This window comes from Saccharopolyspora endophytica, from assembly GCF_018070075.1.
Lineage (GTDB): Bacteria > Actinomycetota > Actinomycetes > Mycobacteriales > Pseudonocardiaceae > Saccharopolyspora > Saccharopolyspora endophytica.
Genome location: NZ_JAGPXE010000002.1, coordinates 677,799 through 700,705, shown reverse-complemented (window position 1 = coordinate 700,705; position 22,907 = coordinate 677,799). Strand labels below are relative to the sequence as shown.

The following is a 22,907-nucleotide window of genomic DNA, read 5'->3' as shown; positions in this document are numbered from 1 at the left end:
CATGCCCGCATACCCTCGGGAAGAACTGGAACGCATGGTCCAGCACTGGCTGGACGAGAACGAGCGCTGCGAAGGGCTCGGCGACTGGAAGCCGCTCGCGCAGCTCTACACCGAAGACGCCACCTACGGCTGGAACACCGGGCCCAACGAGGACTTCATGACGGTGGGGCGCGACGAGATCCGCGACATCGCCCTCGGCGTGGAGATGGAGGGCCTGCACGGCTGGAGCTACCCGTACCAGCGGGTGCTCATCGACGACGTCAAGGGCGAGGTGATCGGGTTGTGGAAGCAGATCGCCGACGCGAAGCGGCCCGACGGCAGTCCGTACCAGGTCGCCGGCATCGGCGGCAGCTGGTTCCGCTACGGCGGGAACATGCGGTGGTCGTGGCAGCGGGACTTCTTCGACTTCGGCAACGCCGCGCACCTCTTCCTGGAGATGATCAAGGCGGACGCGCTCTCGCCCGGGATGAAGCAGCGCATGGAGGTCGCCGCCTCCGGCATGCCGCAGCCCGGCCACTACCGCAAGGGCACGGCGCCGGTCGAGCTGTGGTGACCTGCGAGCAACGGGAGGAACCATGAAGATCGTGGTCGACTTCGACCTGTGCGAGGCCAACGGCATGTGCGAGGCCATCGCACCGGACGTCTTCGAGATCGACGATGACGACAACCTCAACATCATCGCCGAGCCCACGCCCGAGCTGCGGGATTCGATCGAGCAGGCGGTGCACTCCTGCCCGAAGGCCGCCCTGTCGCTGGAAGACTGAGATCATGCCGAAAGCACGTCCCGCGCAGCTGGATTCGCCGATCGTGGGCAAGGTCATCAAGGTGGCCTCGCGGGCCAACACCCGGTTGTACCGCGCCACCGGCGGCCGGCTGGGAGGCAACTGGCGCATCGGCGCCGGCTTCCGCAAGAGCGTCCCGATCTGCCTGCTGACCACCACCGGCCGTCGCAGCGGCCGGCCCCGCACCGCTCCCCTGCTGCACATGCCCGACGGCGACCGGGTCGTCCTGGTCGCCTCGCAGGGCGGCCTGCCCCGGCACCCGGCCTGGTACCACAACATCCGGGCGAACCCGGAGGTCACGGTCCAGGTCAAGCGGGACGTCCGCCGCATGCGCGCCCGCACGGCGAGCCCGGACGAGCGGGCCGAGCTCTGGCCCCGCCTGCTGGAGGTCTACGCGGACTTCGACGACTACCAGTCCTGGACCGAACGCGAGATCCCAGTGGTCATCTGCGACCCCGCCTGACCAGCCACAGTCGAATTTCGCGCGAAATTCGAGTCCAGAACTTTCGACTCGAATTTCGCGCGAAATTCGAACAACCTGGTCCTATCGGGTGATGTTGAGCTTGCCTGCGAGGCGGTGGAAGTACTCCGCGACCCACTGCTCGCCCTTCTCCGGGAACCCGAAGAGGACTTCGGTGACGCCCAGCGCTTCCCAGCGGGACAGCGCGTCGAAGTCGGGTTTGCCCGACAGCGCCATGATCTGGGGTTGGCCCTCGCGGCCCGCTTCCTTCCAGGTGCGCTGGAGGACGGCGACCTTGTCGTCGATCTCGCCCTCGGTGGGGGTGGTGATCCAGCCGTCGGCGGAGCGGGCGATCCAGCCGAACGTCTTCTCGGTCCCGCCCGCACCGATGAGGACCGGAGGCCGCGGCTGCTGGACCGGCTTCGGCCAGGCCCAGCTGGGGCCGAAATCGACGTGCTCACCGTGGTACTCGGCTTCCTGCTGGGACCACAGCTGCTCCATGGCCTCCAGGTACTCGCGCAGCACGGTGCGGCGCCGGGCCTTGGGCACGCCGTGGTGGGTCAGCTCGTCGATGTTCCAGCCGAACCCGGCTCCCAGGCTCACCCGGCCGCCGGAGAGGTGGTCCAGCGTGGCGATGGTCTTGGCGAGGGTGATCGGGTCGTGCTCCACCGGCAGCGCCACGGCGGTGGCGAGCCGGATCCGCGAGGTCACCGCCGCGACCGTCGACAGCGCCACCCACGGGTCCAGGGTCCGCAGGTAGCGGTCGTCGGGGAGTTCCCCGGTGCCGGTGCCCGGGTGCGCGGCCTCGCGCTTGACCGGGATGTGGGTGTGCTCGGGCACCCAGAAGGAGTCGAAACCCGCCTCTTCAGCGGCTTTCGCGGCGACCGCGGGTGCCAGACCGCGGTCGCTGGTGAACTGCACGATGCCGTACTTCATGAGCGGTCCTTTTCGCCGAGGATCTTCTCGATGCGCATGGTGAACTTCGTGCCCAGCGGCCAGCCGACGTAGTGCGTCAGGAACAACCCGATCTCGCGCAGCTGCTCGGCGTCCAGCTCCTCGTTGCCCAGCGCCGCCCGCACCTGGATGTCGGCGACGTCGTCGAGCCCCTGAGCGGCCAGCGCCCCCAGCAGCAGCAACCGCCGATCGCGCAGGCTCAGCCCGGGCCGGGACCAGATCTCGGCGAAGAGGTGGTCGACGGTGACGGCGAAGAAGTCGCCCGGCCCGTCGGAGACCTCCCAGCCGTAGACCTCGCCCATCTTGGCCAGGCCCCGTTGTCGCTGCTCATCGCTCATGCGTCCTCCTTCGCCACGCCGAGCCCGGCAGCCAGGTCGCGCAGCGCCCTCGCCCCCAGCGGCAGCTCGACGCCGAGCCGTTCACCGAGCCGCAGGGCCAGCGCGAGGTCCTTCTCGCCGAGTTCGCTGACGTTGCGCAAGATCGGGTACCAGTTGTCCGTGGGGTCCAGCTGCGCGGTGTCGCCGCGCAGCATGATCGCTCCGGGCCCACCGGTGATGGCGTCGGTGTGCCGCACGATCTGGCCGAGCTCACGCAGGTCGATGCCGGCGGCTTCGGCGAGCCGCTGGGCCTCGGCGGCGGCGGTGAAGGCCACGAAGTGCAGCAGGTTGCGGGCCAGCTTGCAGCGGGTTCCGGCGCCGACCTCGCCGGCGTGCACGACGAGTCCGGCCCAATGCCCGAAAACGGCTTCGCAGCGCTGGAACGCGTCCGCCGAGCCGCCGACCATGACGGCCAGGTCCGCCCGGTCGGCACCGACGGCACCGCCGCTGACCGGCGCGTCCACCACCGACACCCGGTGCAGCGCGGCCAGTTCCGCGAGCCGGGGCGCGGTGGTCTCGCCGATCGTGGAGTGGATGGCCAGGACCGTCCCCTCGGCGGCCCCGGCGAGCAGCCCGTCCGGACCGCACACCACCTCCTCGACCTGCGCGTCGTCGCGCACCATCACCGAGATGACGTCGGCCTGGCGGGCGACCTCCTTCGGGGAGGTGGCCGCCCGGGCACCGCCTTCGACGAACGTCGCGACGACCTCCGGGCGGACGTCGTGGACGACGAGCCCGTCCGGCCAGGTCAGCAGATTGCGGGCCATCGGAGCACCGATCTGCCCGAGCCCGACGAATCCGACCGCGCTCACGAGCGGATCACCTGCCCGCCGTCGACGTTGAAGATCTGCCCGGTGACCCAGCCCGCTTCCTCCGACAGCAGGAACAGGCACATCCCCACCAGGTCCTCGGGCTGCCCCACGCGCTTGAGCGCCATGCCCTTGACGATCGCCTTGACCATCTCCGGCGGGGTGGTCTCACGGGTGGCCTCGGTGTCGATCGGGCCGGGCGCGATGGCGTTGATCCGCACGCCCATGCCGCCGATCTCGTGCGCGAGCTGCTGGGTGAGCCCGTTGACCGCGACCTTGGCCAGCCCGTAGAAGCCGGAGTAGACCCAGGCCGCCGTGGAGGACTGGTTGACGATGGAACCGCCGCCGCGTTCCTGCATGTGCGGCAGGCAGGCCCTGGTGCACAGCAGCGCGCCATCCACGTTCACGCCCAGGAACTTCTTGTAGTAGTCCCAGTCCACCGTGCACAGCAGGTCCAGCTTCATGCCGCCGTAGATGGCGGCGTTGTTCACCAGGTGGTCGATGCCGCCGAACCGCTCGACGGCGAAAGCCGCCATCGCGGCGGTGGATTCGGGTGAGGAGACGTCGACCTCCACGAACGCGGCGGTGCCGCCCTCGGCGTTGATCTCCTTCGCGACCTTCTCACCGGAGGTCGTGTTGAGGTCGGCGACCACGACGCTCGCTCCCTCGGCCGCCAGCGCTCGCGCGTAGGCCTCACCGATGCCCTGCGCGGCCCCGGTGACCACCGCGACCTTGCCTTCGAAACGCCCCATTGCGTCCTCCTGGGAATTGTTGAGGAATCGCTCTGCTCGGCGGTGCCGGTGGCCGAGACCCCGAAGGGGAACGACTCCTGGCCTGCCTAGGCCGGTTCGGCGATCAGCTTCGTCTCCAGGTACTCCTCGAACCCGGCCACGCCCATCTCGCGGCCGATGCCCGACTGCTTGTAGCCGCCGAACGGGGCGTCGGCGCCGTACCAGACACCGCCGTTGATGCCGACCGTCCCGGTGCGGATGCGCGCGGCCACTCCGCGAGCCCGCTCCAGGTCCTGGCCGTGCACCGCGCCGGAGAGCCCGTAGGGCGAGTCGTTGGCGATGCGCACGGCGTCGTCGTCGCCGTCGTGCGGCAGGATCACCAGCACCGGGCCGAAGATCTCCTCGCGCGCCACCCGGGAGTCGTTGCTCAACCCGGTGATCAACGTGGGTTCGACGAAGAAGCCGCGGTCGCGCTCGGCCCGGCCACCGCCGCAGGCGAACTCGCCGCCCTCTTCCGCGGCGAGGGTCAGGTAGCTCTCCACCCGGTCGCGCTGGCGGGCCGAGATCAGCGGCCCGCACACGGTTCCGGGATCGTCGGGGTTCCCGACCCCGATGCCGCGCAGCGCCTCGGCCGTCAGCGCCACCGCCTCGTCGTAGTGGGCGCGGGGCACGAGCAGTCGCGTGGTCAGCGCGCAGCCCTGCCCGGCGTGGGTGCAGACGGTGAAGGCCGCGAGTCCGCAGGCCGCGCCCAGGTCGGCGTCGTCGAGCACGACGAACGCCGATTTCCCGCCCAGTTCGAGGAACGTCCGCTTGATCCCGGGAGCACCGGCGGCCATCACGGCACGTCCGGTGGCGGTCGATCCGGTGAACGACACCAGGTCCACCCGGTCGTCGGAGGACAGCTGCGCGCCCAGGGCGTGGTCGTCGGAGGTGACGATGTTGACCACGCCGGGCGGGATGTCGGTCTCGTTCAGGAGGATCTCGCCGACCGCGGCCGCGCACCACGGGGTGTCCGGCGCGGGTTTGAGGACCACGGTGTTGCCCGCGGCCAGCGCCGGTCCGAGCTTGGCGAGGTTGATCTGGTGCGGGAAGTTCCACGGCGTGATCGCCCCGACGACGCCGACGGCTTCGCGCCGGGTCCAGCGCCTGCTGGGCATCCCCATCGGTTCGGCGACGCCGAGGTCGCGGGTCCACTCGTACCCGGCGGCGACACCGGCGAAGTGGGCGACGTCGGCGATCGGTGCGTCGAGCTGGGCGCCGTGGGTGAGGAAGCGCGGTGCTCCGACCTCGGCGATGGTGAGTTCGCGCAGCTCGTCGGCGTGCTCGCGCAGGGACCGGCTGAGCTGTTCGAGGCAGTGGACGCGCAGGTCGAGGTCGCGCGACCACTCGGTTTCGTCGAAGGCCCGGCGGGCCGCGCCGATCGCGCGGTCCATGTCGGCGGCGGTGGCGTTGGCCGCGGTGCCGAGCACCTCTTCGGTGGCGGGGTTGGCGGTGTCGAACCGCCCCCCTGATCCGGAGGCGGGTTCGCCGTCGACCAGCAGGGTCGACGCCTTGTCGGTCCAGACGCTCATCGGCACCACATCCGGTTTCTAGACACGTGTCAAGACTAAAGTCCACGTTTCCGGCCCACAAGGCCCTCCCTCAATAGAACCGGTTTCCTCGACCCTGCGAACCTCCCGTTTGACACAGCATAATCGAGCCATAGAACATGTTCTAGATATTCGGCGCACGAGGGGACCACCGGATGACCGACAAGAGACCAGGCACGACCTCCCCACCGGCGGCGGGACACGCCCCGGTCCTCCCGGCGATCCCGGCCGAGACGACCCTGCTGGCAGCGCGGATCCGCGAGCTCGTCGAGGCCGGCGTGCACACCGACGTCGCAGCCGAGGACCTGCGCGCCGCCGCCGAGCACGTCACCGCGGCCACCGAGCTGCTGCGCGAACGCACCCGCGAGGAGCCGCTGCTGCTGTCCTACCTGGACGGCAACCAGGTCAGCGTGCACAACCCGGTCGAGGGCCCCGGCAACCCGCTCGCGCCGCCCATGGTGGGCTTGGAGATCGACGAATCCGGGGCGACCTCCTCGACCGCGTTGCTCGGCGCGGCCTACGAGGGTCCGCCCGGGCGCGTGCACGGCGGCTGGGTGGCCTCGCTGCTCGACCACGCCGTAGGCCGGGCGGTGGCGGTGGCAGGCCATCCGGCGATGACGGTGTCGCTGACCGTGGACTACCGGCGCGGCACCCCGCACGGCGTGCCGCTGACCATCAACGCGCGGTTCACCGGCAAGGAGGGCCGCAAGGTCTTCGCCACCGGCGAGATCGTCGCCGACGGCGAGACCACGGCCGAGGCCAGCGCGATCCTGGTGACCTACTGACCAGCGAGGAGACTTGCGATGCCTGAGTTCCACCGGCTGCGGGTGGCCGAGGTCGTCGAGGAGACGGCCGACGCCCGCTCAGTGGTCTTCGACGTCGACACCACCCGCCTGCCCTACCGGCCGGGTCAGTTCCTGACGCTGCGGATCCCCAGCGACCGCTGCGGTTCGGTGGCCCGCGCCTACTCCTTGTCGAGCTCACCGGTCACCGACGGACGGCTGGCCGTCACGGTCAAGCGCACCGCAGACGGCTACGCCTCGAACTGGATCTGCGACCACGTCGCCGCGGGCACCGAGCTCGACGTGCTGGAACCGGCCGGGGTGTTCACCCCGAAGTCGCTGGAGGACGACCTGCTGCTGTTCGCGGCGGGCAGCGGTATCACGCCGATCATGTCGATCCTGAAATCGGCGCTGGCCACCGGGACCGGCCGGGTCGTGCTCGTCTACGCCAACCGCGACGAGAACTCGGTGATCTTCGCCCGGGAGCTCACCGAGCTCACCGCCGCGCACCCCGGACGCCTGCTGGTGCTGCACTGGCTGGAATCCGTGCAAGGGCTGCCGAACCAGGACGCGTTGCAGTCGCTGGCCGGCGCGTTCCCGGAGCACGACGCGTTCCTCTGCGGTCCGAAGCCGTTCATGGACGCCACGCGGAAGGCGCTGCGCGAAGCGGGGTTCCCGAAGTCGGCCATCCACCTGGAGCGCTTCGCCTCGCTGGCCGGGAACCCCTTCGACGCCGCGACCCCGGCCGAACCCGCGAACGAGCAGTCCCGGCCGGAGGACTCGGTGGTCGAGGTGACGATCGACGGCGAGGACCACACGTTCACCTGGCCCGCCGACAAGCGGCTGCTCGACCTCCTCAAGGACAACGGCGTCCCGGCCCCCTCGTCCTGCTCCGAGGGCATCTGCGCTGCCTGCGAGTGCCGGGTGACCGAGGGCGAGGTCACGATGGTCAACAACCAGGTCCTCGAGCAGGAGGACCTCGACGAGGGCTACGTCCTGGCCTGCCAGTCCCTGCCCAAGACCGCCAAGGTCAAGGTCGACTACGACTGACGGCCCGGGTGGGGCGACCACGGCGGTGGTCACCCCACCCGGGCCGGGTCAGGACGCCGTGGCGGCGGAGTGGCCCGCGCGGCGGCCGGAGTACACGCAGTCGGCGATGGACAGGCCGCTGACGTAGGACTCCGAGCAGATGCCGGAGGCGTTGCGCCCGGCCGCGTACAGGCCGGGGACCGTCGTCCCGTCCTCGCGGGTGACCAGGCCCGACACCTCGTCGACCGTGAGGCCGCCGAGGGTGATCATCGGGCACGGGTAGCCCATCTGCGAGCGCAGCGAGCAGTCGAAGGCGTAGTACGGCCCGCTGTCGATCGCCTGCACGTACTCGGCGGCCTTGCCCCACTCGTCTTCGCCACCCGCGCGGGCCACCTCGTTGTAGGCGGAAACGGTGCGCCGCAGCGCGTCCTCGGCGATGCCGACCTTGCCCGCGAGCTCGGCGATGCTGTCGGCCCTGTGGTGGGCGGAGCGGAACAGGATCTCCATCTGCAGGCGCTGGAACCACAGCGTCTGGCTGGGCAGCTGCTTCTTCGCCTCGTCGAGGATGCGCTGGTCGAGGACCAGGTACGCGTGGCCGTCGTGCTCGTTGACCATGCGGTCGCCGACCTTGGCGCCGTACATCAGCTCGTTGACGAACCGCTCCCCCGCCCGGTCCACCAGCACGCCCTTGACCATCTCCAGCGGCGGGTTGATGAACCGCCACGCCGAGACCCGGTGCATGCGCGCGGTCGCGCCGCCGACGCTCTCGCCGAGCCGGATGCCGCTGCCGTCGTCGCCGATGGTGCCGATCGCCGAGCCCTTGCGGTAGTTCGGGGCGTGCTCGGCGAGCATCTCGCGGTTGAACGCGAATCCCCCGGCGGCCAGCACGACTCCGCTCCTCGCCCGCACCCGCTTGACGGTGCTGTGGCGCTGCTCGATCCGCCGGATCGGCTTGTCCAGCTGCTTGCCCAGCGGCCGGTAGTAGATGTTGAGCTTGCGGTTCCACGTCGACAGCAGCCGGTGCGCGGTGCGCGCCAGACCCGGCTTGACCTGCCTGCACTCGGCGCCGACGACGCGGCCGGAGTCGTCGGTGAGCAGTTCGGTGACCGAGGTCTGGGTCCACACCCGCACACCGCGCATGCGCGCCGAGGCGTCGAGGTTGTCGGTCATGCCCTTGCCCGAGGTCCCCTTGCCGTGGACCCGATGCCCGCGCGGCGCGGGCTTGGCCTTGTCGCGGTAGGGCGGGGTGATCTCGTTGCCGGAGTAGTACAGGTAGTGGTCGTTGGTCGGGTACGACGTCTTGTAGGGGCAGAAGCTGGAGTTGAACGGAACCCCGTGCGACTCCAGCCATTCCAGGTTGGCCACGCTGTTCTCGCAGAACCTGCGCAGGGTTTCGTCGGACACCGCGCCCTCGGTCTCCAGGCGCAAGTACTCCAGCATGTCCTCGACGGAGTCCTCGAACCCGGCCGCCTTCTGGTGCGAGGTGCCGCCGCCGGCGTAGACGATGCCGCCGCTGATCGAGGTGGCCCCGCCACCGGTGAAGCGGTCCAGCGCGAGCACCGACGCGCCGTTGTCGACGGCCTCGATCGCCGCGCAGGCACCCGCTCCGCCGAAGCCGACGACGAGGACGTCGACCTCCTCGTCCCACTGCCCAGACATCCGCACCCCTCCAGACACATGCAACAAGTTCTCACTGTCGCGCCGCCGTTGTGACAACGGAAATCGCGTCGAACCGTAGCATCGGAGCCATCAAAACTATAACCTGTTTCAGTATCGCGAGGCCCACATGGAGGTGCCATGACAGAAGCGACCTTCGATGTCGTCGTGGTCGGCTCCGGCGCCGCCGGGATGACCGCCGCGCTCACCGCGGCGGACCGGGGGTTGTCGGTGCTGGTCGTGGAGAAGGACCGCTACTTCGGCGGCTCCACCGCGCGTTCCGGCGGCGCCGTCTGGGCCCCGCACAACGAGGTGCTGCGGCGCGCGAACTCCGGGGACAGCCCGGAGAAGGCCGCGACCTACCTGCGGCACCTGATCGGCGACGAGATCGCCGCCGACCGGCGCGAAGCGCTGCTGTCGCACGGTCCCGACATGGTCTCGCTGGTGCTGCGCCGGACCCCGCTGAAGCTGAAGTGGATCCCCGGCTACTCCGACTACTACCCGGAGACCCCCGGCGGCCTCCCCGAGGGCCGCACGCTGGAACCCAAGCCGTTCAACGGCAAGCTGCTCGGCGACGAGCTGGCCAACCTGCAACCCCCGTACCTGCCCGCACCGGCCGGGATCACGGTCACCGCGGCCGAGTACAAGTGGATGAACCTCATCGCCCGCCACCCGCGCGGCATGTTCACCTCCGCCAAGGTCGGTTTGCGCCGGGTGGTCTCGCTGGCCACCAAGCGCCCGCTGCTCGCGCTGGGCCAAGCCCTGGCCGCCGGCCTGCGCGCCGGGCTGCTGCGCGCGGACGTGCCGGTGTGGCTCAACAGCCCGCTGACCGAGCTGCACGTCGAGGAGGGCGCGGTCACCGGTGTGCGCGTGCAGCGCGGCGACGAGGAGGTGCTCGTCCGCGCCCGGCTCGGCGTGATCATGGCGGCGGGCGGTTTCGAGAAGAACGAGCGGATGCGCAAGCAGTTCCAGCGAGAGCCGATCGGCACCGACTGGACCGTGGGCGCCGAGTCCAACACAGGCGACGGCATCGAGGCCGGTCAACGGCTCGGCGCGGACGTGGACCTGATGGACGACGCGTGGTGGGGCCCGTCGATCCCGCTCCCCCGCGGCCCGTACTTCTGCCTGTCCGAGCGCAACCTGCCCGGCTGCGTCCTGGTCAACGCCGCGGGTCAGCGGTACGTCAACGAGGCGACGCCGTACGTCGACGCGGTGCACGCGATGTACCGCGGGCACGAGACCGGGGTGTCGCACATCCCGTCGTGGCTGGTCGCCGACCAGCGCTACCGCAACAACTACACCTTCGCCGGACTGCCACCGCGCCAGCGCTTCCCCGGTCGCTGGTACAAGGCCGGGATCGTGCACACCGCGCGGACCCTCGACGAGCTGGCGGCCAAGATCGAGGTGCCCGCCGACCAGCTGCGCGCGACCGTGCAGCGGTTCAACGGCTTCGCCGAGAAGGGTACCGACGAGGACTTCCGCCGCGGCGAGAGCGCCTACGACCGGTACTACGGCGACCCGCGGCTGCCCAACCCGAGCCTGGCTCCGCTGGAGGTCGCGCCGTTCCACGCGATCAAGATCGTGCCCGGCGACCTGGGCACGAAGGGCGGATTGCGCACCGACGCCCGCGCCCGGGTGCTGCGGGAGGACGGCTCGACCATCCCCGGCCTCTACGCCGCGGGCAACGCGAGCGCGGCGGTGATGGGCTCCACCTACGCGGGAGCCGGAGCGACGATCGGCCCGGCCATGACCTTCGGCTACGTGGCCGCCCTGGACCTCGCGGCCGAGGCCGAGAACTGACCGGACGCAAGGGTTGTCGAACACGGGCGGTCCAGGCAGGACCGCCCAGTGAGGAGGCGGGATGACCGCGACGGAGACCGAGCAGCCGCATTGCCTCGTGGAGCAGCGCGGCGGCGTGCTGGTGGTGACCATGAACCGCCCGAGCGCCAAGAACGCGCTGTCCGGCGAGATGATCAAGATCATGATCGAGGCGTGGGACCGGGTCGACGACGACCCCTCGATCCGGGCCTGCGTGCTCACGGGTGCGGGCGGCGCCTTCTGCGCCGGTGCGGACCTCAAGAGCATGAGCAACAACCACCCCGGTGACCAGCACGCGCAGGGCTCGTTCAACCCCGCCAAGATCGAGGGCCTGCTCAAGGGCCGCCGGCTGACCAAGCCGCTCATCGCCGCGGTGGAGGGGCCCGCCATCGCGGGCGGCACCGAGATCCTGCAGGCCACCGACATCCGCGTGGCCGGCGAGAGCGCGCGCTTCGGCGTCTCCGAACCGCGCTGGGGCCTGTTCCCGCTGGGCGGCTCGGCCGTGCGGCTGACCCGGCAGATCCCCTACACGGTGGCCGCCGACCTGCTGCTGACCGGACGCCACATCAAGGCGCCCGAGGCCAAGGAGCTCGGGCTGATCGGTCACGTCGTGCCGGACGGGACGGCTTTGGACAAGGCGCTGGAACTGGGCGAGATGATCGCCGCCAACGGCCCGCTGGCCGTGCAGGCGATCCTGCGCACCATCCGGGAGACCGAGGCGATCCCCGAAGAGGAGGCCTTCGCCATCGAGGCCCAGCACGGCATCGGCGTCTTCATGAGCGAGGACGCCAAGGAAGGCCCGAAGGCCTTCGCGGAGAAGCGCAAGCCCGACTTCCAGGGCAAGTGAGCCGGCGAGGGGCGCCTGAAATCCAGGACGCCCCTCGTGATCGGTTCAGCAGCACCGGTTCGCGACATCCGTCGTTGCAGAGTCAAACGTCCCCGCACTGGCGCGAGGTGCACGTATGCAGAGTCGCTACGCAACGCTGACCCGACCACGTCTGGCAGCGCTGCTGCCGGAACTGCTGCTGGCCGGGCAGTTGATCGACCGATCGGCCATGGCCTGGTGCATCTCGTCGTTCGGCCGCGAGGAGATGACGCGCATCGCCATCGAGGAGTGGATGGCGGCCAGCCCGATCTACACCCGCCGGATGCAGCGGGCGCTGGACTACTCCGGCGACGACGTCGTCACCATCTTCAAGGGGCTGCAGCTCGACATCGGTGCCCCGCCGCAGTTCATGGACTTCCGCTACACCGTGCACGACCCGTGGTACGGCGAGTTCCAGCTCGACCACTGCGGTGCGCTGATGGACGTCGAGCCGATGGGCGAGCGCTACGTGCGCGCGATGTGCCACGACATCGAGAACCCCACCTTCGACGCCACGGCCGTGGCCACCAACCCGAAGGCGCAGGTCCGGCCGCTGCACCGGCCACCCCGCACCCCGGCCGACCGGCAACCGCACTGCGCGTGGACGGTGATCATCGACGACGCCCACCCGCCGGTCTCCCCCAGCCAGGACTGCCTGGCGCTGCGGGAATCCCGGGCCGCGAACCTGGAGCTGTCGGCCATCGACCCGGCCGAGGACGGGCGCGGTGACTACACGGGTCCGCTGCTCAGCGACCTGGACTTCGCGGATTTCAGCACCTCGGCGCTGGTGCGCATGGCCGACGAGGTGTGCCTGCAGATGCACCTGCTCAACCTCGGCTTCGTCCGCGCGGTGGCGAGGAGGACCGATGATCCGCGGGAGATCTGCACCAAGCAGCTGGTGGGCATCGCCGGGCTGGCCGCCGAGCGGATCCACCGGGTCCTGGACCTGCCCGGCGGCGTCGAGGGCGCGCTGCGGGTGCTGGAGCTGCACCCGCTGCTCAACCCGGCGAACTACGTGGTGGCGTCCCAGGACTCCGGGTCGATCACCGTGCGGCCCGGCCCGGCGCACGCCGACGGCGCGTGGATCTCGTTGTGCGGTCCCGGTTCCACCGCCCCGCTGCAGGCCGTGGTCCGCGCGGTCGACCCGCGGCTGGACGTGGTTGTCGAGGGCACCGAGGACTCCTGGACCGCGCGCATCATCCGCGGCGAGGAACCCGCCGACGAGTTCGACGAGGTGGCCGTGACCCGGATCAGCACCGGGTCGAACTTCACCTTCCAGCCCCGAAAGTCCATTCCGATCATGCCAGTTCGGTGAGGAGCGGCTCTGAGATGACGGGAACGAGCTTCAACCTGTCCGCGGTGTTCCAGACGGTCGCCGAGGCGGTCCCGGACCAGGAAGTGCTGGTCTGGGGCGAGAAGCGATACAGCTACGCCGATCTCAACGCGCGCGTCGACGGGGTCGCGCACTACCTGGCCCGGCAGGGCTTCGGCTGCCACACCCCGCGCGAACGGCTCCCCGGGCACGAGTCCGGGCAGCACCACGTCGGCCTCTACCTGCACAACGGCAACGAGTACCTGGAGGCGCTGATCGGCGCGCTGCGCGCCCGGGCGGTGCCGTTCAACGTCAACTACCGGTACGTGGCCGAAGAACTCCTGTACCTGTTCCAGGACGCCCGGGCCGAGGCGCTGGTGTTCCACTCCGCGTTCGCACCGCAGGTCGCCGAGATCCGGGACCGGTTACCGGGTGTGCGCCTGCTGATCCAGGTCGACGACGACAGCGGGCACCCGCTGCTGCCGGGCGCCGTGCCGTACGAGTCCATCGTGGACACACCGGTTCCCGAGGTGCTGCCGGAACCCTGCGGCGACGACCTGTACCTGCTCTACACCGGTGGCACCACCGGGATGCCCAAGGGCGTGATGTGGCGGCAGCACGACGCCTACGTCGGCGCCATGGGCGGCACGCCGTTCGGCAGTTCCGAGCCCTACCGCTCCTACGAGCAGATCGCCGAGGCCGCCGGGCAGGGCGGCGGCGGGATGCGGCTGATCATGACCGCGCCGTTCATGCACGGCGCCGCGCAGTGGTCGACCTTCCACATGATCACCCAGGGCGGAGCGATCGTGCTTCCCACCGACGCGAGAACCCTGGACTGGCCGGACGTCCTGCGGACCGTGCAGCGGGAGCGGGTGGTCAGCGTCCCGGTCGTCGGCGATGCTATGGCCCGGCCGATGGTCGCCGAGCTGGAACGCGGCGACTACGACCTCTCCGGCGTGTTCGCGGTGCAGAACGGCGGGGCTCCGCTGACCCCGACGGTGCGCGCGCGGTTGCGGGCGCAGCTGCCGAACGTGCTGTTCGTCGACACGGTCGGATCGTCGGAGACCGGCATCCAGATGAGCCAGGTCGCCGACGGCAACGGCGCCGAGACCGGCGTTTTCACCCCGGACGGCGACACCACGGTCCTCGACGACGACCTCACCCGCGAGCTCTCCCCCGGCGAGGGCCAGGGCTGGCTCGCCCGCCACGGCCTGGTGCCGCTGGGCTACCTCGGCGACGCCGACAAGACCGCCCGCACGTTCCCGGTCATCGACGGCCGGCGCTTCAGCGTCCCCGGGGACCGGGCGATCCGCCTGGACGACGGCCGGATCCAGCTGCTCGGGCGGCAGAGCATCACCATCAACTCCGGCGGGGAGAAGATCTTCGTCGAGGAGGTCGAACGCGCCATCGCCGCGCACCCGGCCATCGCCGACGTCGTCGTCACCGGACGTCCCTCGGAGCGCTGGGGCAGCGAGGTGGTGGCCATCGTGGAGCTCCTGGAGGACCACGAGGCCTCGGACGAGGCCCTCCTCGCCGAAGCCGCCCACCACGTGGCCCGCTACAAGCTCCCCAAGGCCATCATCAGGGTCCCCCAGATCCAACGCTCCCCCAGCGGCAAAGCCGACTACCGCTGGGCCCGCCACCAAGCCACCACCGCGGCTCCCACTCCCTGACCACCCGACCAGGCGACCCATTCGAATTTCGCGCGAAATTCGAACGCGAACTTCGCGACTCCAATTTCGCGCGAAATTCGAATCCCCACCACGCGCGGGCGTGTATGCCCTGTTCAGGGCGTCGCGTTCGAATTTCGCGCGAAATTTGAATCGGGGGTTTGGGCTCGGATTTCGGGTGAAGTTGGGATCATCGGGTTTCGGGGTCATCCGGGTGGGGGGTGGACGTGCGGCGAGGCCCTCTCCTCTGGGGAGAGGGCCTCGGCGTGGTGCTTCAGGGGTTGGGGTCAGCGGAGCTTGTCGAGGCGGGTGAAGGTTTCCTCCACTTCGCGGAGGAGGTCGTTGAAGACCTCGGCGACCGGGCGGATCTCGTTCATGCGGCCCACGATCTGGCCGACCGGCATGGAGACGGCCTGCGGGTCGCTGGCTCGCATCATGCGCTGGTGGGCGTCGCTGACGAGGATGTTCTGCAGCGGCATCGGCAGCGGCTGCGGGGCGTCCGGGGCCGCCCACGCCTCGGTCCACTTGGTCTTGAGCAGCCGGGCGGGCTTACCGGTGTAGATGCGGGAGCGGACGGTGTCGCTGGAGTTGGCCGCCAGCAGCGCCTCCTGGGTCACCGAGTCGCCCATGGTCACGCCGTACTCGGCCGTGGTGAGCCAGTAGGACCCCATCCACGCGCCCGAGGCTCCCAGCGCGAGCGCCGCGGCGACCTGACGTCCGGTGCCGATGCCGCCCGCGGCCAGCACCGGAGCCCGGCCGCCGATCGCGTCGACGATCTCCGGCACCAGCACCATCGTGGCGATCTCACCGGTGTGCCCGCCGGCCTCGTGGCCCTGAGCGACGACGATGTCCACGCCGTTGTCGACGTGCCGCCGGGCGTGCTCGGCCTTGCCCGCCAGCGCCGCCACCAAGACGTCGTGGGAGTGGGCCTGCTCGATGATGTCCACCGGTGGCGAGCCCAGCGCGTTGGCGATCAGCGAGATCGGGTGCCGCAGCGCGACGTCGACGTGCGAGCGGGCCACCGAGTGCAGCCAGCCCAGCACGCCGCCGCGTTCCTTCTCGTCCTCGGGCAGTTCCGGGACGCCGAGCTCGTCGAGGGTTCGGTTGACGAACTCGCGGTGCTCGGGCGGGATCAGCGAGTCCAGGTCGACCTGGGTGCCCTCGGTGGGCACCTTGGCCGGCATGACGACGTCGACGCCGTAGGGCTTGCCGCCGGTGTTCTGGTCCATCCAGTCCAGGACGCGGTCGAGCTCGTCGGGGTCGTTGAACCGCACGCACCCCAGCACGCCGAGCCCACCGGCCTTGCTGACGGCGGCCGCGACGTGCTCGGACGGGGTGAACGCGACGATGGGATGTTCGATCCCGAGCGTGTCGCAAAGCGATGTGCGCATCTACGTTCCTCTCAGCGCGCGGCGGACTTCCGCGAGGGCTGGTTGACTTCGGTGGGTTCGTGGGTCTCGGTGTGCTTGCGCGCCCACGGGTAATCGGGCTTCCCGCTGGGCGAACGGGTGATCTGCTCGACCAGCCACAGGCTGCGCGGCACCTTGTAGCCGGCGATGACCTGGCGCGCGTGGGCGTCGAGCTCCGCCAGGCTCGGCGCGGCACCGGCGCGCGGCTGCACGAGCGCGGCGACGCGCTGGCCCATGCGCTCGTCGGGAACGCCGACCACCAGCACGTCGAAGACGTCGGGGTGCGACTTCAGCGCGCTCTCGACCTCTTCGGGGAAGACCTTCTCGCCCCCGGTGTTGATGGACATGTTGCCGCGACCGAGCAGCGTGACCGTGCCGTCGGCCTCCAGCCGCGCGTAGTCCCCCGGGACGACGTAGCGCGTGCCCTCGACCTCCACGAACACCGAGGCGGACTTCTCCGGGTCCTTGTAGTAGCCCAGCGGCACGTGCCCCGTCTTGGCCAGCCAGCCGATCTGCCCGGTTCCCGGCTCCAGCGGCCGGTTGTCGTCGTCGATGACGATGAGCTTGCGGTCGGCGGTGACGCGGGGGCCTTCGGTCTGCACGCCGTCCTTGGTGACGATGCCGATGCCGCCGAAGCCGGTCTCCGAGGAGCCGATGGCGTCGGTGATCACCACGTGGGGCAGCGCGTCGAGGTACTGGTGCTTGACCGAGGTGGAGAACAGCGCGGCCGTGGAGGAGATCGCGACCACCGAGGAGGCGTCGTAGTCGCCCTCGTGGAGCGCTTCGATCATGGGGCGCGCCATGGCGTCTCCGACGATGGCCAGCACGTTGACCCCGTTGCGCTCGACGGCCCGCCACACCTCGTGCGGGTCGAACTCGGGGACGAAGACGGTGGTGGCGCAGGCGAAGAGGTTGCCGAAGGTGGCCCACTGCGCCGCGCCGTGGATGAACGGGGCCGCCGGAAGTCGCACCAGGCCACCGGTTTCCGCGCCGGTGCGGGCGAGTTCCCACTCGTCCTTGACGTACTCGCCGGTCATGAAGTCGATGCCGCCGCCGAGGACGCGCCAGACGTCCTCCTGGCGCCACATGACGCCCTTGGGCATGCCGGTGGTGCCGCCGGTGTAGAGCAGGTAGAGGTCGTCGGAGCTGCGCTCGGCGAAGTCGCGGTCGGCGCGCTGGGCGGCGAGCGCGGACTCGTACTCCACACCGCCGTAGCGGGTGTGGTCGGCGTCCGAACCGTCCTCGATCACTAGAACGTGATTCAACGCCGGAACCTGCGGCAGCACCTCGGCGACGTGGTCGCTGTAGCGCCGCTCGTGGACCAGCGCGACCATGTCCGCGTTGTCGAAGATGTACTGCAGCTCGGCGGGCACGTAGCGGTAGTTCACGTTGATCGCGACCGCGCGCAGCTTGTACGCCGCGAGCATCGCCTCCAGCGCTTCGATCGAGTTCCTGGAGTACACACCGATGTGCGCGCCCGGACCGACGCCCTTGGCGGCGAGGTGGTGGGCCAGCCGGTTGGACCGCTGCTCCAGTTCCGCGAACGTCACCTGGCGCTCGCCGCAGACCACTGCGACGCGCTCAGGGACCATGTCGACTGCGTGCTCGAAGAGATCTGCGATGTTGAGTGCCACTCGAAAAAAGTAGAACGTGTTATCGCCGATGACAAGGGGGTGGAGGTGCTACCGCGAAACGGGCGGTTCGCCATGGAAGAACCCGATGGGCAGCACGAAACCGCGTGCAGCGGAGCACTCCTGCCACCGCACGCGGTCGCGCACCGATCACCGCAGGTCAGATGGCCGTCTCGCGGCCCTCCCAGTACGGGTCGCGCAGCTTGCGCTTGTAGAGCTTGCCGTTGGGGTCGCGCGGCAGCTCATCGATGTAGTCGATGCTGCGCGGCACCTTGAACTTGGCCAGCCGCTCCTTCGCGTAGGCCAGCAGCTCCGCGGACAGCTCATCGCCCGCGGCGACGCCCTCGGCGGGCTGGACGACGGCCTTGACCTCCTCGCCCCAGTCGTCGTGCGGCACGCCGAACACCGCCACGTCGGTGACCTTGTCGTGCACCGACAGCGCGTTCTCGATCTCCGCCGGGTAGATGTTCACGCCACCCGAGATGATCATGTCGTTGCGCCGGTCGCACAGGTACAGGTAGCCGTCGGAGTCGAGGTAGCCGACGTCACCCAGGGTGAACAGGTCACCCACCCGCGATTCCTGAGTCTTCTTCTTGTCGTTGTGGTACTCGAAGGTCGAGCCGCCCATCTGCATGTAGACGGTGCCGATCTCACCGGCCGGCAGCTGCTCACCGTCGTCGCCGAGCACGCTGACCACCGAACCCGGCCACGGCTTGCCCACCGAACCGGGCTTGCGCAGCCACTCGTCGGCCATGATCGTCGTGCCGCCGCCTTCGGTGGCCGCGTAGTACTCCACGACCACCGGACCCCACCAGTCCAGCATCGCGCGCTTGACCTCCTGCGGGCACGGTGCGGCACCGTGGATCATGGTGCGCAGCGAGGACACGTCGTAGCGCTCGCGGGCCTCCTGCGGCAGCGCCAGCAGCCGGTGGAACTGGGTGGGGACCATGTGGCTGTGCGTGACGCGGTGCCGCTCGATCAACCGCAGCATCTCCTCGGCGCCCCAGCGGTCCATCAGCACCGCCGTGTGCCCGAACTGGATGGAGATGCTCACGAAGTTGAGCACCGCCGTGTGGTAGAGCGGCGACCCGCACAGGTGCACGTGATCGTCGAAGGGCTTGAGCCCGAACACCCCGAAGAACCACGCGTTGGCGGCCGGGACGTCGTCCGGGTCGGCACCGCTCAGCGGCCTGCGCACGCCCTTGGGGCGACCGGTGGTCCCGGAGGTGTAGAGCATCGGCGAACCCGTGGTGCGCACGTCGGGCCGCTTGGCGGGTTCGTCCGCGCCGAGGTTCGCCAGCGGCTGGAACCCCGCCACCTCGCCGACGGCGAAGCGCGCCGCGCTGGGCAGCCCGCTGCGCGCGGCGGCGTCGGAGGCGGCATCGGCGAAGCGCTCGTGCGCGATGAACGCCTTGGCACCGCTGTCCTCGACGATGTAGGCGACCTCGGCACCGACCAGGTGCCAGTTCACGGTCACCACGTACAACCCGGTCTGGATCGCGGCGAAGTACGCGGCCAGCAGGTCCGCGCCGTTGGGCAGCATCAGCACGATGCTGTCGCCCGGTTCCAGTCCCATGCTCTGCAGACCGCGGCCGTACCGGTCGGCGGCGGCGGCGAGCTCGGCGTAGGTCACCGAGCCACCGTCCGGCGAGACCACGGCCGTGCGGTTCGGCTGCTGGTCGGCGATGTTCCACAGTCCTATGTCGGCCACGGCGGACTCCTGTCGACGGCGTGAGCTTTCCCCAGCCGAACAAACCTAGAACGTGTTGCAGTTATCGAGCAAGGTCGCGGACCGAACCGGCTGCGAACATTCCGGCCCGCGCCCCGCTCCCACCGAGAACAGATTTCAGCTCTGGACGGCGTCGGCGACCGACCGGACGTGCTCGACGTCGCGGCAGCCGACCAGCAGCACGTCCACACCGGCCTTCTCCCACACCGCGATCCGCTCGCGGACGTGGTCGCGGTCGCCGATGATGGCCACGTCGTCGATCACCTCGTCCGGCACCGCCGCCACCGCCTCCTCGCGGCGACCCGCGGCGAAGAGCCGCTCGATGTCGGAAACCGCCTCGTCATAACCCATCCGGCGGAACAACTCGGCGTGGAAGTTCATCCCCGGCGCGCCCATCCCGCCGAGGTAGAGCGCCACCGACGGCTTGAGCTTGGCGCGCTCGGACTCCGGGTCGTCGGTGACCACGACCTGGCAGGTCGCGGCCACCTCGAACTCCTCACGGGTGCGGCGAGCGCCCTCGCGGGCGAAGCCCTCGGCCAGCCACTCCTCGTACATCGGGCCGACCCGGGGCGAGTAGTAGACCGCGATCCAGCCGTCGGCGATCTCGGCGGTCTGCGCGACGTTCTTCGGCCCCTCCGCGCCCAGCCAGATCGGCAGGTCCGCGCGCAGCGGGTGGGTGATGGGCTTGAGCGGCTTGCCCAGCCCCAGCGAACCGGGCCCGTCGTAGGGCAGCCGGTGGTGCGGCCCGTCGTTGCGGATCGGCGCCTCGCGCGCCAGCACCTGCCGCACGATCGAGACGTACTCCCTGGTCCGGGCCAGCGGCTTGGCGAACGGCTGGCCGTACCAGCCCTCCACCACCTGCGGCCCGGAGACGCCCAGACCGAGGACCGCGCGGCCGCCGGAGAGGTGGTCGAGGGTCAGCGCGTGCATCGCGCAGGAGGCCGGCGAGCGCGCCGACATCTGGGCGACCGACGTGCCCAGCCGGACGCCGCGCGTGTCCGAACCCCACCACGCCAGCGGCGTGAACGCGTCCGAACCCCACGACTCCGCGGCGAAGACGGCGTCGAATCCGACCCGGTCGGCTTCGAGAACGAGTTCTCGGGCGTTCTGCGGTGGAGCGGCACCCCAGTACCCGAGCTGCAGTCCTACTTTCACTTGTGAACCTCCCTTTCCCGGCCGCCCGCGGACCCTGCCCATAGTGCACCGGATATTGCCGAGATGGCGAGAACATGTTTCACTTCGGGTTGTGACTGGGATCTCCGAACCGCTCAGCGCCCCGCTCAACATCGGCTTCGACTACACCCGTTCGCTCGGGACCGTGCACGGCCGATTCGCCACGTCGCTGCGCGATGGCGGCATCGTCGGCGTGCGCGGCAGCGACGGCCGGGTGCACGTGCCGCCCATCGAATACGACCCGGACACCGCCGCCCCGCTGGACGACTTCGTCGAAGTCGGCAGCCAGGGCACGGTGGTGAGCTGGACCTGGATGCCCGAACCGCTGCCCGGCCAGCCGCTGGAGCGCGCGTTCGCCTGGGCGCTGGTGCGCCTCGACGGCGCCGACACCCCGCTGCTGCACGCCGTGGACGTGCCCGGCCCCGAGGCGATCTCCACCGGGATGCGCGTGCAGGTCCGCTGGGCGGCCGAGCGCGGCAACGGGATTCGCGACATCGCCTGCTTCGAACCCGCGGGCACCACCGAGCAGCTGGAACCGGCCGGAGGTGATCCGGTGACGATGCTGACCACGCCGGTGAACCTCGACTACACCCACTCCGCCTCCCCCGAGGAGAGCCGCTACCTGGAAGGGCTCGTCGAGGGACGGCTGCTGGGCCAGCGGTGCCCCGCCTGCGCGAAGGTCTACATCCCGCCGCGCGGCGCCTGCCCCACCGACGGCGTGCCCACGGTCGAGGAGGTGGAGCTGCCCGACACCGGGATCGTGACGACGTTCTGCATCGTCAACGTCCCGTTCCTGGGCCAGCGCATCAAGCCCCCGTACGTCGGCGCCTACATCCTGCTCGACGGCGCCGACATCGCCTTCCTGCACCTGGTTCTGGGCTGCGAGGCCGACCAGGTGCGGATGGGCATGCGGGTCAAGGCCTCGTGGAAACCCCGCGACCAGTGGGGCCACACGCTGGAGAACATCGACCACTTCGAACCGACCGGGGAACCGGACGCGGCGTTCGAAACCTACGCCCACCACCTGTGAAGGAGCTGGAATGACTGACGTCGCCGTCGTCGGCTTCGCACAGGCACCGAACGTGCGCGCCACCAACGGCACCACGAACGGTGTCGAGATGCTGGTCCCCATCTTCCAGGAGGTCTTCTCCCAGACCGGGCTGTCGAAGTCCGACATCGGCTTCTGGTGCTCGGGGTCGTCGGACTACCTGGCCGGACGCGCCTTCTCGTTCATCGCCGCGATCGACGCGATCGGCGCGGTCCCGCCGATCAACGAGTCGCACGTCGAGATGGACGCCGCCTGGGCGCTGTTCGAGGCGTGGGTGAAGATCCAGACCGGCGAGGTGGACACCGCGCTGGTCTACGGCTTCGGCAAGTCCTCGGCCGGGAACCTGCGTCGCACGCTGGCCCTGCAGCTCGACCCCTACTCGGTCGCGCCGCTGTGGCCGGACTCGGTGAGCATCGCCGGCCTGCAGGCCCGGATGGGCCTCGATGCCGGGGACTACACCGAGCAGGACATGGCCGAGGTCGCGGCTCGAAACCGCGCTTCCGCAAAGGGAAACCCGAGCGCGCAGATCTCCGGGGCGTTCGACCCGCAGGAGCTGCTGAGCGAGCCCTACCTCGCCGATCCGCTGCGCGCGCACGACTGCGCCCCGATCACCGACGGCGCGTCGGTGGTCGTGCTGGCCTCCGCCGAGCGCGCCCGGGAGATCCGCGAGCGGCCCGCCTACATCGGCGGGATCCAGCACCGCATCGAGTCCGGCAGCCTCGGCGCACGCGACCTGCGACGTTCGGCCTCCACCGAGGCCGCGGGCACGGCGCTGGGCACCGACGGGGTCGAGATCGCCGAGCTGCACGCGCCTTTCACCCACCAGGAGATCCTGCTGCGGCGGGCGCTCGGGCTGGGCGAGTCGGTGTCGGTCAACCCCTCGGGCGGGGCGCTGTGCGGGAACCCGATGTTCGCGGCCGGGCTGTCGCGGATCGGTGAAGCGGCCACGCAGGTCTTCGAGGGCAGGGCCGGGAAGGTGCTGGCGCACGCGACGAGCGGTCCCGCACTGCAGCAGAACCTGGTGTGCGTGATGGAGGGACGAGCCTGGTGACTCCACCCACGCGTGAACGCGCGGGCTTCCTG

The 22,907-nt window shown here is 70.2% G+C and carries 21 protein-coding genes; 11 read left to right on the top strand and 10 right to left on the bottom strand.

Annotation, left to right across the window (positions count from 1 at the left end; all coding sequences use genetic code 11):
* Position 1: 1 nt before the first annotated feature.
* From KBO27_RS07295 to KBO27_RS07285, 3 genes are read left to right on the top strand one after another with little or no spacing between them, the layout of a single operon-like run.
* Positions 2–553, top strand: a complete 552-nt coding sequence (locus KBO27_RS07295; protein ID WP_210969148.1) for a Cif family virulence factor — start codon at positions 2–4, stop codon at positions 551–553.
* Between the two features lie 22 nt (positions 554–575).
* Positions 576–764, top strand: a complete 189-nt coding sequence (locus KBO27_RS07290; RefSeq protein ID WP_210969147.1) for a ferredoxin — start codon at positions 576–578, stop codon at positions 762–764.
* 4 nt (positions 765–768) lie between these two features.
* Positions 769–1,245: a nitroreductase family deazaflavin-dependent oxidoreductase gene (locus tag KBO27_RS07285; protein WP_210969146.1), complete on the top strand. Its 477-nt coding sequence runs from the start codon at positions 769–771 to the stop codon at positions 1,243–1,245.
* 81 nt (positions 1,246–1,326) lie between these two features.
* Here KBO27_RS07285 and KBO27_RS07280 read toward each other — a convergent pair whose 3' ends face one another.
* The 5 genes from KBO27_RS07280 to KBO27_RS07260 all read right to left on the bottom strand — a co-directional run bounded on the left by KBO27_RS07280 (position 1,327) and on the right by KBO27_RS07260 (position 5,684).
* Positions 1,327–2,178, bottom strand: a complete 852-nt coding sequence (locus KBO27_RS07280; protein WP_210969145.1) for an LLM class F420-dependent oxidoreductase — start codon at positions 2,176–2,178, stop codon at positions 1,327–1,329.
* The gene (locus KBO27_RS07275; RefSeq protein ID WP_210969144.1) at positions 2,175–2,534 is read right to left on the bottom strand and encodes a carboxymuconolactone decarboxylase family protein; all 360 of its coding nucleotides are present in this window, start codon (positions 2,532–2,534) and stop codon (positions 2,175–2,177) included. Before KBO27_RS07275 ends, KBO27_RS07280 begins: the two co-directional genes overlap by 4 nt.
* Positions 2,531–3,385: an NAD(P)-dependent oxidoreductase gene (locus KBO27_RS07270; RefSeq protein WP_210969143.1), complete on the bottom strand. Its 855-nt coding sequence runs from the start codon at positions 3,383–3,385 to the stop codon at positions 2,531–2,533. Before KBO27_RS07270 ends, KBO27_RS07275 begins: the two co-directional genes overlap by 4 nt.
* Positions 3,382–4,134, bottom strand: coding sequence for an SDR family oxidoreductase (locus KBO27_RS07265; protein WP_210969142.1), 753 nt, complete (start codon positions 4,132–4,134; stop codon positions 3,382–3,384). Before KBO27_RS07265 ends, KBO27_RS07270 begins: the two co-directional genes overlap by 4 nt.
* 86 nt (positions 4,135–4,220) lie before the next feature.
* On the bottom strand, positions 4,221–5,684 hold the full coding sequence (locus tag KBO27_RS07260; protein WP_210969141.1) for an aldehyde dehydrogenase: 1,464 nt from the start codon (positions 5,682–5,684) through the stop codon (positions 4,221–4,223).
* A 173-nt stretch (positions 5,685–5,857) separates the two neighbouring features.
* On the opposite strand from KBO27_RS07260, the gene KBO27_RS07255 reads away from it, so the two are divergent.
* Positions 5,858–6,487, top strand: coding sequence for a PaaI family thioesterase (locus KBO27_RS07255; RefSeq protein ID WP_210969140.1), 630 nt, complete (start codon positions 5,858–5,860; stop codon positions 6,485–6,487).
* Positions 6,488–6,505: 18 nt separating this feature from the next.
* Positions 6,506–7,534: a ferredoxin--NADP reductase gene (locus KBO27_RS07250; RefSeq protein WP_210969139.1), complete on the top strand. Its 1,029-nt coding sequence runs from the start codon at positions 6,506–6,508 to the stop codon at positions 7,532–7,534.
* Between the two features lie 48 nt (positions 7,535–7,582).
* On the opposite strand, the gene KBO27_RS07245 is transcribed toward KBO27_RS07250, so the two are convergent.
* The gene (locus KBO27_RS07245) at positions 7,583–9,172 is read right to left on the bottom strand and encodes an FAD-binding protein (protein WP_210969138.1); all 1,590 of its coding nucleotides are present in this window, start codon (positions 9,170–9,172) and stop codon (positions 7,583–7,585) included.
* Positions 9,173–9,310: 138 nt separating this feature from the next.
* On the opposite strand from KBO27_RS07245, the gene kstD reads away from it, so the two are divergent.
* The 4 genes from kstD to KBO27_RS07225 all read left to right on the top strand — a co-directional run bounded on the left by kstD (position 9,311) and on the right by KBO27_RS07225 (position 14,837).
* Positions 9,311–10,969: a 3-oxosteroid 1-dehydrogenase gene (gene kstD, locus KBO27_RS07240; RefSeq protein ID WP_210969137.1), complete on the top strand. Its 1,659-nt coding sequence runs from the start codon at positions 9,311–9,313 to the stop codon at positions 10,967–10,969.
* Positions 10,970–11,030: 61 nt separating this feature from the next.
* A complete protein-coding gene (locus KBO27_RS07235) occupies positions 11,031–11,834 on the top strand; it encodes a crotonase/enoyl-CoA hydratase family protein (protein WP_210969136.1) in 804 nt (267 codons plus the stop codon).
* A 115-nt stretch (positions 11,835–11,949) separates the two neighbouring features.
* Positions 11,950–13,167, top strand: coding sequence for a hypothetical protein (locus tag KBO27_RS07230; RefSeq protein ID WP_210969135.1), 1,218 nt, complete (start codon positions 11,950–11,952; stop codon positions 13,165–13,167).
* A 14-nt stretch (positions 13,168–13,181) separates the two neighbouring features.
* A complete protein-coding gene (locus KBO27_RS07225; RefSeq protein WP_210969134.1) occupies positions 13,182–14,837 on the top strand; it encodes an acyl-CoA synthetase in 1,656 nt (551 codons plus the stop codon).
* Positions 14,838–15,121: 284 nt separating this feature from the next.
* Here the strand turns inward: KBO27_RS07225 and KBO27_RS07220 are convergent, their stop codons facing one another.
* The 4 genes from KBO27_RS07220 to KBO27_RS07205 form a co-directional block, all read right to left on the bottom strand.
* On the bottom strand, positions 15,122–16,225 hold the full coding sequence (locus KBO27_RS07220; RefSeq protein ID WP_210969133.1) for an NAD(P)H-dependent flavin oxidoreductase: 1,104 nt from the start codon (positions 16,223–16,225) through the stop codon (positions 15,122–15,124).
* An 11-nt stretch (positions 16,226–16,236) separates the two neighbouring features.
* Entirely contained in the window at positions 16,237–17,877 is a 1,641-nt protein-coding gene (locus KBO27_RS07215; RefSeq protein WP_210969132.1) for an acyl-CoA synthetase, read from the bottom strand.
* Between the two features lie 157 nt (positions 17,878–18,034).
* Complete coding sequence (locus KBO27_RS07210; protein WP_210969131.1) at positions 18,035–19,585, bottom strand: acyl-CoA synthetase; 1,551 nt, start codon at positions 19,583–19,585, stop codon at positions 18,035–18,037.
* Between the two features lie 135 nt (positions 19,586–19,720).
* Positions 19,721–20,758: an LLM class F420-dependent oxidoreductase gene (locus tag KBO27_RS07205; protein WP_210969130.1), complete on the bottom strand. Its 1,038-nt coding sequence runs from the start codon at positions 20,756–20,758 to the stop codon at positions 19,721–19,723.
* 91 nt (positions 20,759–20,849) lie between these two features.
* Between KBO27_RS07205 and KBO27_RS07200 the strand changes: the two genes are divergently transcribed.
* Positions 20,850–21,806 (top strand): Zn-ribbon domain-containing OB-fold protein, encoded by a 957-nt coding sequence (locus KBO27_RS07200; RefSeq protein ID WP_372448830.1) that lies wholly within the window; start codon positions 20,850–20,852, stop codon positions 21,804–21,806.
* 10 nt (positions 21,807–21,816) lie between these two features.
* Entirely contained in the window at positions 21,817–22,875 is a 1,059-nt protein-coding gene (locus KBO27_RS07195) for a thiolase family protein (protein ID WP_210969129.1), read from the top strand.
* Positions 22,876–22,907 lie beyond the last annotated feature (32 nt).